Annotated in this window: 9 protein-coding genes; 5 read left to right on the top strand and 4 right to left on the bottom strand. The window is 71.6% G+C overall.

Annotated elements, in window-relative coordinates; genetic code table 11:
- Nucleotides 1–6: 6 nt before the first annotated feature.
- A complete protein-coding gene (locus tag ABD333_RS32735) occupies nt 7–1,221 on the bottom strand; it encodes an acetyl-CoA C-acetyltransferase (RefSeq protein ID WP_344546408.1) in 1,215 nt (404 codons plus the stop codon).
- 160 nt (nt 1,222–1,381) lie between these two features.
- On the opposite strand from ABD333_RS32735, the gene ABD333_RS32730 reads away from it, so the two are divergent.
- Both ABD333_RS32730 and ABD333_RS32725 read left to right on the top strand, forming a co-directional pair.
- On the top strand, nt 1,382–2,932 hold the full coding sequence (locus ABD333_RS32730) for a 3-hydroxyacyl-CoA dehydrogenase (RefSeq protein ID WP_344546407.1): 1,551 nt from the start codon (nt 1,382–1,384) through the stop codon (nt 2,930–2,932).
- A gap of 11 nt (nt 2,933–2,943) precedes the next feature.
- A complete protein-coding gene (locus tag ABD333_RS32725; protein WP_344546406.1) occupies nt 2,944–4,110 on the top strand; it encodes an acyl-CoA dehydrogenase family protein in 1,167 nt (388 codons plus the stop codon).
- Nucleotides 4,111–4,141: 31 nt separating this feature from the next.
- Here the strand turns inward: ABD333_RS32725 and ABD333_RS32720 are convergent, their stop codons facing one another.
- The 3 genes from ABD333_RS32720 to ABD333_RS32710 form a co-directional block, all read right to left on the bottom strand.
- Nucleotides 4,142–5,206: a CU044_5270 family protein gene (locus ABD333_RS32720; RefSeq protein ID WP_344546405.1), complete on the bottom strand. Its 1,065-nt coding sequence runs from the start codon at nt 5,204–5,206 to the stop codon at nt 4,142–4,144.
- A 2-nt stretch (nt 5,207–5,208) separates the two neighbouring features.
- Nucleotides 5,209–5,853 (bottom strand): RNA polymerase sigma factor, encoded by a 645-nt coding sequence (locus tag ABD333_RS32715; RefSeq protein ID WP_344546404.1) that lies wholly within the window; start codon nt 5,851–5,853, stop codon nt 5,209–5,211.
- Nucleotides 5,854–5,931: 78 nt separating this feature from the next.
- Nucleotides 5,932–9,270, bottom strand: coding sequence for a S8 family peptidase (locus ABD333_RS32710; RefSeq protein ID WP_344546403.1), 3,339 nt, complete (start codon nt 9,268–9,270; stop codon nt 5,932–5,934).
- Between the two features lie 415 nt (nt 9,271–9,685).
- Between ABD333_RS32710 and dnaK the strand changes: the two genes are divergently transcribed.
- From dnaK to dnaJ, 3 genes are all read left to right on the top strand, one after another.
- Nucleotides 9,686–11,554: a molecular chaperone DnaK gene (gene dnaK / locus ABD333_RS32705; protein ID WP_344546402.1), complete on the top strand. Its 1,869-nt coding sequence runs from the start codon at nt 9,686–9,688 to the stop codon at nt 11,552–11,554.
- Nucleotides 11,551–12,186: a nucleotide exchange factor GrpE gene (grpE, locus tag ABD333_RS32700; protein ID WP_344546401.1), complete on the top strand. Its 636-nt coding sequence runs from the start codon at nt 11,551–11,553 to the stop codon at nt 12,184–12,186. Before dnaK ends, grpE begins: the two co-directional genes overlap by 4 nt.
- Nucleotides 12,187–12,319: 133 nt before the next feature.
- Nucleotides 12,320–13,489 (top strand): molecular chaperone DnaJ, encoded by a 1,170-nt coding sequence (gene dnaJ / locus ABD333_RS32695; RefSeq protein WP_344546400.1) that lies wholly within the window; start codon nt 12,320–12,322, stop codon nt 13,487–13,489.
- Nucleotide 13,490: the final 1 nt, after the last annotated feature.

The raw sequence follows: 13,490 nt of genomic DNA, 5'->3' as shown, positions 1-13,490 counted from the left end.
CGGCGGTCAGGCCTGGACGCGCTCGAAGACGGCGGCCAGGCCCTGGCCGCCGCCGATGCACATGGTCTCCAGGCCGTAGCGGACGCCGCGCCGGTCCATCTCCCGGGCCAGGGTGGCGAGGATGCGGCCGCCGGTCGCGCCGACCGGATGGCCGAGCGAGATGCCGGAACCGTTGACGTTGGTGCGGTCCCAGTCGGCGTCCTTGAAACCCCATTCGCGGGTGACGGCGAGGACCTGGGCGGCGAACGCCTCGTTCAGCTCGATGAGGTCGAGGTCGGCCAGCGTGAGCCCGGCCGCCTCCAGCGCCTTGGCCGTGGCGGGCACCGGTCCGATGCCCATGGTGCGCGGCGGCACTCCGGCACGGGCCCACGACACCAGCCGGACGAGCGGGCGCAGGCCCAGCTGGGCGGCACGTTCGGGCGTCGTCACCACGGCCACAGCGGCGGCGTCGTTCTGGCCGCTCGCGTTCCCGGCGGTGACCGTCGCCTCAGGATCGGCCTTGCCCAGCACCGGCTTCAGCTTGGCCAGGCTCTCCACGGTCGTGTCGGGACGCGGGTGCTCGTCGGTGTCGACGACGGTCTCGCCCTTACGGGAACGTACGGTCACCGGCACGAGCTCGTCGGCGAAGCGGCCTTCCCTTTGGGCGGCCACAGCGCGCTCGTGTGAGCGTACGGCGAGTTCGTCCTGCTCCAGCCGTCCGATGCCGTACTCGCGGCGGAGGTTTTCGGCGGTCTCCAGCATCCCGCCGGGCACGGGGTGGTTGACGCCGCCCGCCGTGACGCGTCCGCGCGCGAGTGCGTCGTGCAGCTCCAACCCGGCGCCGCGGATGCCCCACCGGGCCTCGGTCGTGTAGAACGGCGCGCCGCTCATGCTCTCGGTGCCGCCGGCGAGAACGAGGTCGCTCACTCCCAGCTGTACCTGCATGGCCGCGTTCAGCACGGCCTGGAGACCGGAGCCGCAGCGCCGGTCGACCTGGCTGCCGCCGACCTCGACCGGCAGCCCGGCGTCGAGCGCCGCCACCCGGCCGATCGCGGGGGCGTCGGAGTTGGGGTTGCACTGCCCGAGGATCACCTCGTCGACCGCGTCGCCGGGCAGCCCGGTGCGCGCCAGCACCGCCCTGATCACGGTGGCGGCCAGCTCGACCGGCGGCACGTCCCTCAGCACCCCGCCGAACCGGCCGATCGGGGTGCGCACCGGCTCGCAGATCACCGCTTCGCGCATCGTCGACTCCTCATCCTCGTGTTCCCAGTCGCAGGCTAGCGCCGGGCGTGCCCGCACTCCCACGGTCCTTCCGCTCAGTGGTTGAGTGGGGCCGGTGGCGTGGGTCACGCTCGCTTTGAATATATTTCTAGAATGCTTTTCTAGGATGAGGAGGACGGGCATGGAGCGGTGGGCGCGGCAGGTCTCGGCGATCCGGGTGATCGGGACCGGGGTGATGGGACGCGGGATCGCCCAGCTCGCGGCGGCCTCCGGGATCACCGTCGAGCTCGCCGACGCTCGTGCCGAGGCCGTGGACGAGGCCATCGCCCACATCGGCGGGATGTACGACAAGCTCGCCGCCAAGGGCCGGATGGACGAGGCAGGCGCGGCGGCGGCCAAGGCCCGGCTGCGTCCCCTGGGAGATCCGCTCGCTCCCGCCACCGGCTGCGACCTGGTGATCGAGGCCGTGCGCGAGGATCTGGAGACCAAGCGGGAGCTCTTCGCCTCCCTGGAGAAGGTCGTCGGCGAACGGACCGTCCTCGCCACCAACACCAGCTCCCTGTCGGTCACCGCGATCGCCACCGCGCTGGCCGACCCGTCCCGCCTGGCCGGGCTGCACTTCTTCAACCCGGTGCCGCTGATGCGCCTGGTGGAGGTCATCGCGGGCGCCCGCACGGCCGGCTGGATTCCGGACGCCCTGACCGACCTCGTACGGCGCCTGGGACACGAACCCGTGCGCGCCCCCGACACCCCCGGCTTCCTTGTCAACCACGCCGGACGCGGCCTGCCCACCGAAGCGCTGCAGATCGTCTCCGAAGGCATCGCCGAGCCCGTCGACATCGACCGCATCGCCCGCGACGTCCTCGGCCTCAGGATGGGCCCGTTCGAGCTCATGGACCTGACCGGCCTGGACGTGTCCCATCCCGTCCTGGAGACCGTCTGGTCAGGCTTCCACGGCGAACCGCGCCTGCGCCCGTCCCACCTCACCCGCATCCGCCACGAGGCCGGACTCCTCGGCCGCAAGACCGGCGAAGGCTTCTACACGTACGTGGACGGCGTCAAGCAGGAGCCCGCCGAGCCCACCCCGCCGCAGGCCGAGCCTCGTCCGGTCTGGGTGGACGGCAACGCCGACCTGGCGGCGCGCACCCGCCTGGAGGTGTCGCTGCGGGAGAACGGCGTCGCGATCGAGTTCACCCGGTCGCCGTCCCCCGAAGCGATCGTCCTCACCGCCACGTACGGCACGAGCGTCACGGCGCACGCGGGCGCCCACGGCCTTCCGCTCGAACGCACCTTCGGCGTGGACCCGCTGGGCGACTTCGCGTCCCGGCTCACGCTCGCCGTCCACCCCGGCGCGGATCCGGCCGCCGGACGCGCCGCGCTCGCCGCCCTGGCCTCGCTCGGACGCCCGGTCACCGTGGTCCGGGACGCGCCGGGGTCGGTGGCCCAGCGGATCGTCGCCTCGATCGTGAACGTGGCCTGCGGCATCGCCGAACGCCGCCTGGCCGATCCGCGTGACATCGACACCGCCGTGCGACTCGGGCTCGGATATCCGCGCGGCCCCCTGGAATGGGGCGACCATGTGGGCCCGGCGACCGTTCAGAAAATCCTGCGCGGGCTCCAGGACGCGACCGGCGACCCGCGCTACCGGCCGAGCCAGTGGCTGGTCGAACGCGCCGAGCTGGGAATCCCCCTGGCCTCCACCGGCACGGCCCCCGCCGACCTCTACCGCTAAGGACCTACGACATGGACTTGGAACTCAACGAGACCCAGACCGCCTTCCGCACGATGGCGGCGGAGTTCGTGGACGCGGAGATCATGCCCAACGTGCGCGAATGGGATCGGCGCGAGGAGGTCGATCTCGGCATCGTGCGGCGCCTGGGCGAGCTCGGCTTCCTCGCCCTCGGGATCCCGGAGGAGTACGGCGGCGTCGAGTGCGACATGGTGGGCTACACGACGGTGATCGAGGAGCTCGGCCGGGGTGACTCGTCGGTACGCGGCATCGTGTCGGTGTCGCTGGGGCTGGTGGCCAAGTCGATCGCCGCGTACGGCACCGAGGAGCAGAAGCGCCGGTGGCTGCCGCCGCTGACGAGCGGCGAGGCGCTCGGGTGCTTCGCGCTGACCGAGCCGGGCACCGGTTCGGACGCCGGATCGCTGATCAGCCGGGCGCGCAGGGACGGCGGCGACTGGCTGATCAGCGGTCAGAAGATGTTCATCACCAACGGCACGTGGGCGAAGGTCGCGCTGGTCTTCGCCCGGACGAGCGATGACGGAGGTCGTGGGATCACCGCGTTCCTGGTGCCGGCCGACGCTCCCGGTTTCACCGCCAACACCATCCACGGCAAGCTCGGACTGCGCGGCCAGGCCACCGCCGAGCTCGTCCTCGACGACGTCCGCGTGCCGGACTCGGCGCGACTCGGCGAGGTCGGGAAGGGGCTCGGCATCGCGCTCGGCGCGCTCACCAAGGGCCGCATCTCGGTCGCGGCGGGCGCCACCGGCCTCGCTCAGGGAGCGTTGAACGCCGCCGTGAAGTACGCGGGCGAACGCGAGCAGTTCGGCCGGCCGATCGCCGCGTTCCAGCTCGTCCAGGAACTGCTCGCCGACTCGGCCGTGGAGGTCGAGGCCGCGCGGCTGCTCACGTGGCGGGCCGCGTCGATGGCCGACCGCGGGGCGGCGCGCCAGGAGCTGGCGACCGCCGCCTCGATGGCGAAGTACCACGCCAGCGAGACGGCGGTGAAGGTGTCCAACAACGCGCTCCAGGTCTTCGGCGGCTACGGCTACACCGACGAGACCCCGGTCGGGAAGTACGTGCGCGACGCCCGCGTGCTCACCCTCTACGAGGGCACCAGCCAGATGCAGAAGCTCATCATCGGCCGGGCGCTGACGGGCATCGACGCCCTGGTCCCGCGCTAGCAGCGACGGCCTGTTTCAGACCGGCGCCGCGCTAGCCGATCTTGCCGAGCGGGTAGTCCGGGACCGTGTCCGTCCAGCCGTACGAGACGATCGCGTGGTAGCCGGTCACGGTCGCGGGCTTGCGGACGTCCTGGTGCGCGAGCACCCGCCCGGTCGCCGGGTCGAGCACCAGCCACTCCTCGTACTGGCCGCCCTTGACGACCTGGCGGGCGATGGCGGTGCCCTTCCGGCCGAGCGGGTCGGTGACCTGGCCGACGACGCGGAGCCCGGGGTCGGTGGCGAGCAGCCGGTAGGTCGCGCCGATCGCCTTCGGCGACGCGGGCGTGGTGCCGATCTTCTGCGCGTTGCTGAAGAGCCACTCCACCGGGTCGACCCTGCCGCCCTCGGCCTTCTCCAGCCGCTTGAGCGCCCGCGCCAGGAAGGCCTTGAGCGCCTGCGGGTCTCCCGGGAGCCTCCGCACGTCCGGCGGCGTGAGGGCGCCCCACTCCTGGAGCCGGAACGCATGGCCGCCCGGCACCTTGACCTTCGTCCAGCCGGTCGGGCCGCTGTCGGTGGTGCGTTCGGGCCGCGGCTTGCCGCTCTCCTGGGTGATCACGGGACCGCCGTGCGGCGCGCGACCGAGGTAGCGGGTGCCCAGGCCGCGTTCGGCGTACCAGGCCTCGCGTCCGGGACCGGCGTCCCACCATCCCGTTTGCGAGCTCGTGTCGTACTGGCTCTTCCCTGACGTCATGAGGAAGCGCTCCTGCGTCACCACGTGCCAGTACTTCCCATGGGCGAGCGATGCCCTCTCGACCTTCGACGCCGCCGAGAGCAGCACCGTACGGGCCGACATCGGCGCCGCCGAGACGGAGCCGTCGGAACCGTCGGAGCCGTCGGGCGCTCGCGGGGTGGTGCCGGAGGACATCCCGACCGCGATCGCGGTCACCGCGGCGACCGTGCCCGTGGCCAGCACCGGGACCGCGATCCTCCAGCGCGGCATCGAGAACCGGGGCCTCGGTGACGTGATCTCCCGCTCCAGCCGGGCGCGCCCTTCCTCGACCGACCGCTCGGACGGCCGCTCGTCGAGCAGCGTGCTGATCATCCGCATGTCGTCCATCGCTACAGACCTTCCAGTTCGAGGGCGGCGCGCAGCTTGCGGCGCGCGCGGTTGAGGCGGGAGCCGACCGTGCCGTACGGGATGCCGAGCGCGGTCGCGATCTCGTCATGGCCGAGGTCGCCCAGCGCCACGAGGAGCACGACATCGCGCTCCTTCGCCGACAGGGCGGCGAGCGCCCGGGCGAGCTGCGGCTGGAGGCCCTCAGCGGTCACCCACGTGACGACCCGTTCCTCGTGGCTGCCGATCGCGGGGTCCGACCCGACCCGGGCGAGGGCCTGGAAGCGGCGCGTCTCAGCGCGGCGGTGCTGGGACACCAGCTTGGTCGCGATGCCGAAGAGCCAGGACCGCAGCGTGCCCTTGCCCGCGTCGAAGCTCCGGCGCCGCCGGAACGCGACCAGGAAGGCCTCGGCCGCGATGTCGTCCGCGGCCTGCGGCCCGAGGCGGCCCGCGACGTAGCGATAGATGATCGTGTAATGACGGTCGTAGACGGCGGTGAAACACTCGGGGTCGCGGAGCGACGCGGCGATGAGCCGCGCGTCCTCAGCGTTCGGTATTTCGTCCGCGTTGTGCGCGTGATGCGCGTGATGCGCCGCCCCTGACTCCGATGTCCGGTCGTCGTCGGGCGGCGCATCCACGGGGTAGGTCATGGGGAACCCTCCGGGATCATGTGTCCGGCTGTCACTCCTTACTCCGCCGCGAACACCGATCCCTTTCGCTCCGGAGGGTCAGCGTATGTTGTAGGTCTTGATGATCCGCTGGTCGACGGCGCTGCCCCCCGCGTCGCGGGCGGCGACGCGGAGCGAGATCGACTGGCCCTTCGCCGGGGCCGGGAGCGGCGCCGAGAACCGGCCGCCGCCGAGGGCCTTGACGGTGACGGGCGTCCACGTCCTGCCGTCGTCGGCCGACGTCCAGAACTTCAGGCCGGTGACCTTCGCCGTGCCGCCGCCCTTGACGCGCGCGACCGTGAAGACGGCGGGCCTGCCCACCGGCTGGTTGCGCAGGTCGAGGCCGAGGTCGTAGTCGACGGTCAGGAGCGGGAGCCGTACGGTGCCGGTGCCGGACGGGCCGGCGGACTTGAACGTCCAGGTCGTGGACGTACGCGTGGAGACCGGCAGCTTGGCGGACGCGTCGTTGTCATAGCGGAGGCGGTACGTGGTGGCCGCCCTCGGGACCGGGAACCGGGCGCCCTGGGCGCTCGCCTCTCCGACCTTGCGGTTCCCCGCGTACAGGGTCATCGTCCGCTTGATCGGGTCAGGCTCGTCCAGCAGGCCGCAGTCGAAGCCGTCCGGGCGGGTCTGCAGGTCGACGAGGTAGACGGTCATGACCTCGCGCGACCTGACCGACGGCGGCGGTGAGCAGAAGCTCGGCGAGACGGCGGTCGCCGAGTACGGGCCGGGGCGCATCGGCTGGCGGCCCCACGTCTTGGTTTCCCGGCTGCCGGGCGCGCGCTCGTAGAACGGCTCCTGGTCCACCCAGCCGTCCATCGCGCCGGGGAATGCCTCGTCGTTCCACAGGAGGCCGCGCCCGGCCGACATGTAGTCGGTGCGGGTGGTCCCTGCGGGCGCGTCACTCGCGGCGTCGTGGATCATGAAGCCCTCCGGGGTGATGCCGTACCGCTTCTCTCCCACCGGCTTGGTGGTGTCGCCATCGATCGCGGCGAACCGCTGGTCGAGGCGCGCCATCCTCGACTGGACGGCGGGCGTGACGACGAACGAGGGGTCGGCGGGGAAGCGGTCGCCGAGCCGCTCCTGGAGATCCCAGACGTTGCCCGGCGCGGCCAGCCGGAACCCGACATAGGCGTTGAACGTGCCGGTGCTCACCTTCTCGGTGGGCTGGGCGTAGACGGTCTCGTTGTCGCCCTCGAACGTGAACCAGCCGCCTCCCCAGAGAGCCTGGCCGTTCCCCTGGGACCAGAATCCGTAGGACATGGTGGTCTTGGTGTCCCGGCCCTGGACGCTTCCCTTGATCTCCTTGGCCGCGGCGCCGTCGAACGTGACGGTCAGGTCGCGGTCGAGCATGACGTCCGGGTCTCCCACCAGGGCGGCCCGCAGCTTCCCCTCGGTGCCGTCGACGACCTGGCCCATCACGCTGTAGCGCCCGCGCGGCAGCCGTACCGTCCCGGTGCCGTCGGCGCCGATCTCCACCTCTGGGACCGGCGACGTCACGTCCGTCAGGTTCGTGATGTTGGGGCTGGCCGAGAACGCGCCGTCCGGGGTGCCCGGCAGCGGTGTCGCCTTGATCGTCAGCGTGTGGCCGGGCGGCTCCACGGTGAACGTGACGAACGTCCGGGGCCCGCCCTTGGCCGTCACCTCAGCCACGTACAGGCCCGGCTTGCTCTTCAGCCTGGCGGCGTCGATCTTCAGGCCGACCGTGGCCGTGCCGTTCGCGGGCACCTTTACCGTCGGCGCCGAGAGCTTCAGCGCGCCGTTCACGACCCCGCCCCGGCGCCGGATCAGCTTGGCCGAAAGCGCGAGGTCGGTGGCCTTGCGCCCGGTCCAGCTCAGCTCGACCGCGCGGGTCCCCTCGACGGAGCCGAGATCGATCACCCCGGTCGACGACACGACCGGCGCGGTGACGGCGGCGCCCGCGTTCAGGCGTCCCGCGCCGCGCTCGAACGCGTCGCCGCCCTTGGCCGGGTCCGCCGAGCCGGTCAGCGCGGCCTTGAGCCGCGCCGCGTTCCAGTCCGGGTGCCGCTGTGCCAGCAGGGCCGCCGCGCCCGCGACATGGGGCGTGGCCATCGACGTCCCGGACGCGGCCGTGTAGCGGGCGTCCACCGGCTCGCCCATCGTCGTGCCCTTGGCCCGCGCCGCGACGACGTCCACTCCCGGCGCGACGATCTCCGGTTTCATCGCGGCCCTGCCGGGACGCGGCCCCCGCGAGGAAAACTCGGCCAGCGTGTCCTTGCCGTCGACCGCGCCGACGGTGAGCGCCGAGCCTGCCGCGGCGGGCGTGGAGATGTCCGCCAGCCCGCCGCTGTTGCCCGCCGCGGCGACGAACAACGACCCGTGTGCCGCCGTCAGCTTGTCGATCGCCTGGGAGAGGGGGTCGGTGCCGTCCGACTGCTCCCATCCGCCGAGGCTGAGGTTGACGACCCTGGATCGCGGCGCGGCCCATTCCGCTCCGGCGATGAGGTCGGAGAGCTCGCCCTCGCCCTCGTCGTCCAGCACCTTGCCGATCATCAGGGAGGCTCCGGGCGCCACGCCCCTGCGTTCGCCGCCCGAGGCCTTGCCGGTGCCCGCGACGGTGGCGGCGACGTGCGTGCCGTGCCCGTTGCGGTCCACGACGTCGGCGGCCTTGCTGAAGTTCTTGGACTCGGCCACACGTCCGGCGAGATCGGGATGGGTGGCGTCCACTCCGGTGTCGAGCACGGCGACCTTGACGCCGCTGCCGGTGAATCCCGCCTTCCACGCCCTGGGCGCCCCGACCTGGCTCAGGTTGCGGTCGAGCCTGGGCGCCCTGGACGCCGCTGGGCTGAGCTTTGGAGTGCCCGGCGCCGCCGTGGCCCGCACCTTCTGGTCGAGCCAGATGTGCCGGACGCCGCCGGAACGCGCCGACAGGGCCGACGCCAGCCGTGTCCCCTGCCCCTTGGGCTGCCGGACCGCGACGGCCCCGATGCTGGACAGGCGCTGGTCCTCCCGTGCGCCGAGCGCCCGCACCCCCGGGGCGCCGGCCACGATCAGCGGCAGTTCCCTGGTGCGCGCGTCGTCGTACCCCTGCCGGATCAGGGTCGTCACGTCGAACAGCGCCGGGTCGAGGACCCGTCCCACCTGCGACGCCACGTCCGCCGGCGTCACGATGACCCGCCCGTCCGGACGGAACGACTGGTGGAACAGCCTGTTGGCCCGTCCCTTGCCCGGCTGGACGGACACCAGTGGCGGGCGCCCCTTGACCGTCCGTACCTTCACCACGTCACCCGTGAGCAGGGTGACCGTCCATGATCTCCCCGCCGGTAGTGCCCCGGCCGGTAGTGGCCTCGGCTCCGCCTGCGCGGCGCCGGCCGGTAGCACGGCCATGCCGCCGCCCACCAGCATCGCGCAGACCGCGACTCGCCCTGTTCGTCTCACCCAGACCTCCTTGTGATCGTCCGCCCTTGATCACCCGAAGCGCCGTCGCGCTTTCCCGGCGATCAAGGTCGATCAGAAAGGAGTCCCGGGACGGAGGGCCTTCTTACAGGCGCGGTGGCGGCTCCTGCCTGAGGGGGAGACGCCGGGGCGGGAGGTCGTCCTGGATGAGGAAAACGACCCCGGGATGGCGCCCGGCGGGAACGGGAATACCCGGCTCACTCGTCCTGTTGACGAGGGCAGCAGCAAAGTTGAGTCTGGTCGACTCAAGTCATTTGACAACGTGATCCGTACCAGGCAACCTTGCGAAACAGAGACTCAGTCGGCCGCCCTCCGGGGGCGACGGCGGCCGGGTCGCACAGCGAACACAGAGCAACCAGACACCGACGAAGCAGCATCACGACGGAGGACGAGAGACATGGCACGTGCGGTCGGCATCGACCTCGGGACGACCAACTCGGTCGTCGCGATCCTTGAGGGTGGCGAGCCCACCGTCATCGCCAACGCGGAGGGGTCGCGGACCACGCCGTCCGTCGTCGCCTTCGCCAAGAACGGTGAGGTCCTGGTAGGCGAGGTGGCCAAGCGCCAGGCCGTGACCAACGTTGACCGCACCATCCGGTCGGTCAAGCGCGAGATGGGCACGGACTGGAAGACCACCATCGACGGGAAGGACTTCACGCCGCAGCAGATCAGCGCGTTCGTGCTGCAGAAGCTGAAGAGGGACGCCGAGTCCTACCTCGGTGAGACCGTCACCGACGCGGTCATCACCGTCCCGGCGTACTTCTCCGACCACCAGCGCCAGGCCACCAAGGAGGCCGGCCAGATCGCGGGCCTCAACGTCCTGCGCATCATCAACGAGCCGACGTCCGCGGCGCTGGCCTACCACCTGGAGAAGGAGAACGAGGCCACGATCCTCGTCTTCGACCTCGGTGGCGGCACCTTCGACGTCTCCCTCCTGGAGGTGGGCGACGGCGTGGTCGAGGTCAAGGCCACCAGCGGTGACAACCACCTCGGCGGCGACGACTGGGACCAGAAGGTCGTCGACTGGCTGGTCGAGAAGTTCAAGAACGCCAACGGCGTGGACCTCGGCAAGGACAAGATGGCGCTCCAGCGGCTGCGCGAGGCCGCGGAGAAGGCCAAGATCGAGCTGTCCAGCTCGACCGAGACGCAGATCAACCTGCCCTACATCACGGCGTCGTCCGAGGGTCCGCTGCACCTGGACGAGAAGCTCTCCCGCGCCGAGTTCCAGCGGCTGACCGCCGACCTGCTCGAGCGCACCAAGGCGCCGTTCCACAACGTGCTCAAGGACGCCGGCATCACGGTCGACGGCATCCACCAGGTCGTCCTGGTCGGCGGCTCGACCCGCATGCCCGCCGTCTCCGAGCTCGTCAAGGAGCTGACCGGCGGCAAGGAGCCCAACAAGGGCGTCAACCCCGACGAGGTCGTCGCCATCGGCGCCAGCCTCCAGGCGGGCGTGCTCAAGGGCGAGGTCAAGGACGTCCTCCTGCTGGACGTGACCCCGCTGTCGCTGGGCATCGAGACCAAGGGCGGCATCTTCACCAAGATCATCGAGCGGAACACCACGATCCCGACCAAGCGCTCGGAGACGTTCACCACCGCCGACGACAACCAGCCGTCCGTGGAGATCCAGGTCTTCCAGGGCGAGCGCGAGATCGCCGCGTACAACAAGAAGCTCGGCACCTTCCAGCTGACCGGCCTGCCGCCGGCGCCGCGCGGCGTGCCGCAGATCGAGGTCACCTTCGACATCGACGCCAACGGCATCGTCAACGTCAGCGCGAAGGACCAGGGCACCGGCCGCGAGCAGTCGATGGTCATCACGGGCGGCTCCGCGCTGCCCAAGGACGACATCGAGAAGATGATGCGCGAGGCCGAGGAGTACGCCGAGGAGGACCGCAAGCGCAAGGAGGAGGCCGAGGTCCGCAACCAGGCCGACACCCTCGCCTACTCGACCGAGAAGTTCCTGCGCGAGAACGACGAGAAGGTCCCGGGCGACCTCAAGAAGGAGGTCGGGGACGCGGTCGCCGAGGTCAAGAAGAACCTTGAGGGCACCGACGTCGACGCGATCCGCACCAGCGCCGAGAAGCTGGCCCAGGTGAGCCAGAAGATGGGCGCCGCGATGTACGCGCAGAACCCCGAGGGCGCCGCGGCCGCCGGTGACGACGCCGGTCCGACCGCCGACGCCCAGGGCGGTGAGCAGGCGCAGGACGACGAGGTCGTCGACGCCGAGATCGTGGACGACGACAAGCCGAAGGGCGGTGCCGCGTGACGAACCCTCCCGTCGAGGGCGAGGAGCGCGAGGGCCCGGTGATCCGCGACAAGCGGCGCATCGACCCCGAGACCGGCAAGGTCCGGGAGCCGGCGGAGCAGCCGGCCCCCGGAGCGCCGGGGGCCGGGGGCGCCGCGGCGTCGGGGAGCACCGCGGCCGGCGAGGAGACCGAAGCCCTCAAGACGCAGCTCGACGAGCGCACCGCCGACCTCAAGCGGCTCAAGGCGGAATACGACAACTACCGCAAGCGGGTCGAGCGTGACCGGGTGGCCGTGCGCGAGCAGGCCCTCGCCAACGTGCTGAACGAGTTCCTCCCGGTGCTCGACGACATCGGCCGGGCACGTGACCACGACGAGCTCACCGGCGGCTTCAAGTCGGTGGGCGAGGCGCTGGAGGCCGTGACCGGCAAGCTCGGACTGGAACGTTTCGGTGAGAAGGGCGAGCCCTTCGACCCGATGGTGCACGAGGCGCTCATGCACGCGTACTCGTCCGACGTGACCGAGACGAGCGTGGCGGACGTGCTCCAGCCCGGTTACCGCATCGGCGAGCGGGTCCTGCGGCCCGCCCGTGTCGCGGTGGCCGAGCCCGAGCCGGACGCCGGCGACGCCGAGAGCGGCGGCGAAGGCGAGTGACCCACCGGTCCGGGTGGTCCCGCTATGGAACCACCCGGGCCGGGAACGACCCAGAAGCAGTGAATGACGAAGACGCCGCGGGCGAAGACGCAGTAGACGAAGACGCAGTGGCACTAGCAGAAAGCGGGGCGCCGTGAGCACCAAGGACTACCTGGAGAAGGACTACTACAAGGTCCTCGGTGTCTCGAAGTCCGCCTCGCAGGACGAGATCAAGAAGTCCTATCGCAAGCTGGCGCGCAAGTACCACCCGGACGCCAACAAGGGCGACGTCGACTCCGAGGAGAGGTTCAAGGAGGTCTCCGAGGCCTACGACGTCCTCTCCGACGAGAAGCGCCGCAAGGAGTACGACGCCATGCGGGCCATGCCCGGCGGCTTCCGCGGCCAGCAGGGCGGCGGGTTCGGCTTCGACCTGGGCGACCTGTTCGGCCAGACCGGGACCTCCGGCGCGGGTGGTGCCGGCGAGCGCATAGGCGACATCTTCGGCGGCCTGTTCAACCGCGGCGGCGCGACCGGCGGCCGGACGACCGGAGCACGGCGCGCCCGGCGCGGCGCGGACGTCGAGACCGAGGTGACGCTGTCGTTCGGCCGTTCGATGAACGGCGTCACCGTACCCATCAAGCTGACCAGCGAGGCCGCGTGCCCGACCTGCCGCGGCACCGGAGCCAAGGCCGGGACCGTGCCCCGGGTGTGCCCCAACTGTGAGGGCACCGGGCACGAGACGCGCAATCTGGGCAGCTTCGGCTTCCAGGAGCCGTGCCGCGAGTGCCGGGGCCGCGGGCTCGTCGTCGACGACCCGTGCACCACGTGCCACGGCAGCGGCCGCGCGACCGGTACCCGGACGATCCAGGCCCGCATCCCGGCGGGCGTCGCCGACGGGCAGAAGATCCGCCTGAAGGGCAAGGGCGCGCCCGGCGAGAACGGCGGCCCGGCCGGCGACCTCTACGTGAACATCAAGGTGCTGCCGCACCGGGCGTTCGGCCGCAGCGGCGACAACCTGACCCTGACGGTCCCGGTGACCTTCCCCGAGGCCGCGCTGGGCGCCGAGATCAAGGTCCCCACGTTCCAGGGCCAGCCGGTGACGCTGCGCCTGCCGGAGGGCACGCCCAACGGCCGCACGCTCCGCGTGAAGGGCCGCGGCGCCCCGCGCCGCGACGGCACCAAGGGCGACCTGCTCGTCACGATCGACGTGCAGGTGCCGCAGAAGCTCGACGACACGACCCGCGAGGCGCTGGAGCGGATGCGCGCCGCCGGTGACGGCGACGACCTGCGCGGCGAGCTGCTCCAGCAGGCCCGAGAGGAGTGAT

Source organism: Actinomadura fulvescens (genome assembly GCF_039533225.1).
GTDB classification, from domain to species: Bacteria; Actinomycetota; Actinomycetes; order Streptosporangiales; family Streptosporangiaceae; genus Spirillospora; species Spirillospora fulvescens.
This window is presented reverse-complemented; position numbering and strand designations above follow the sequence as displayed.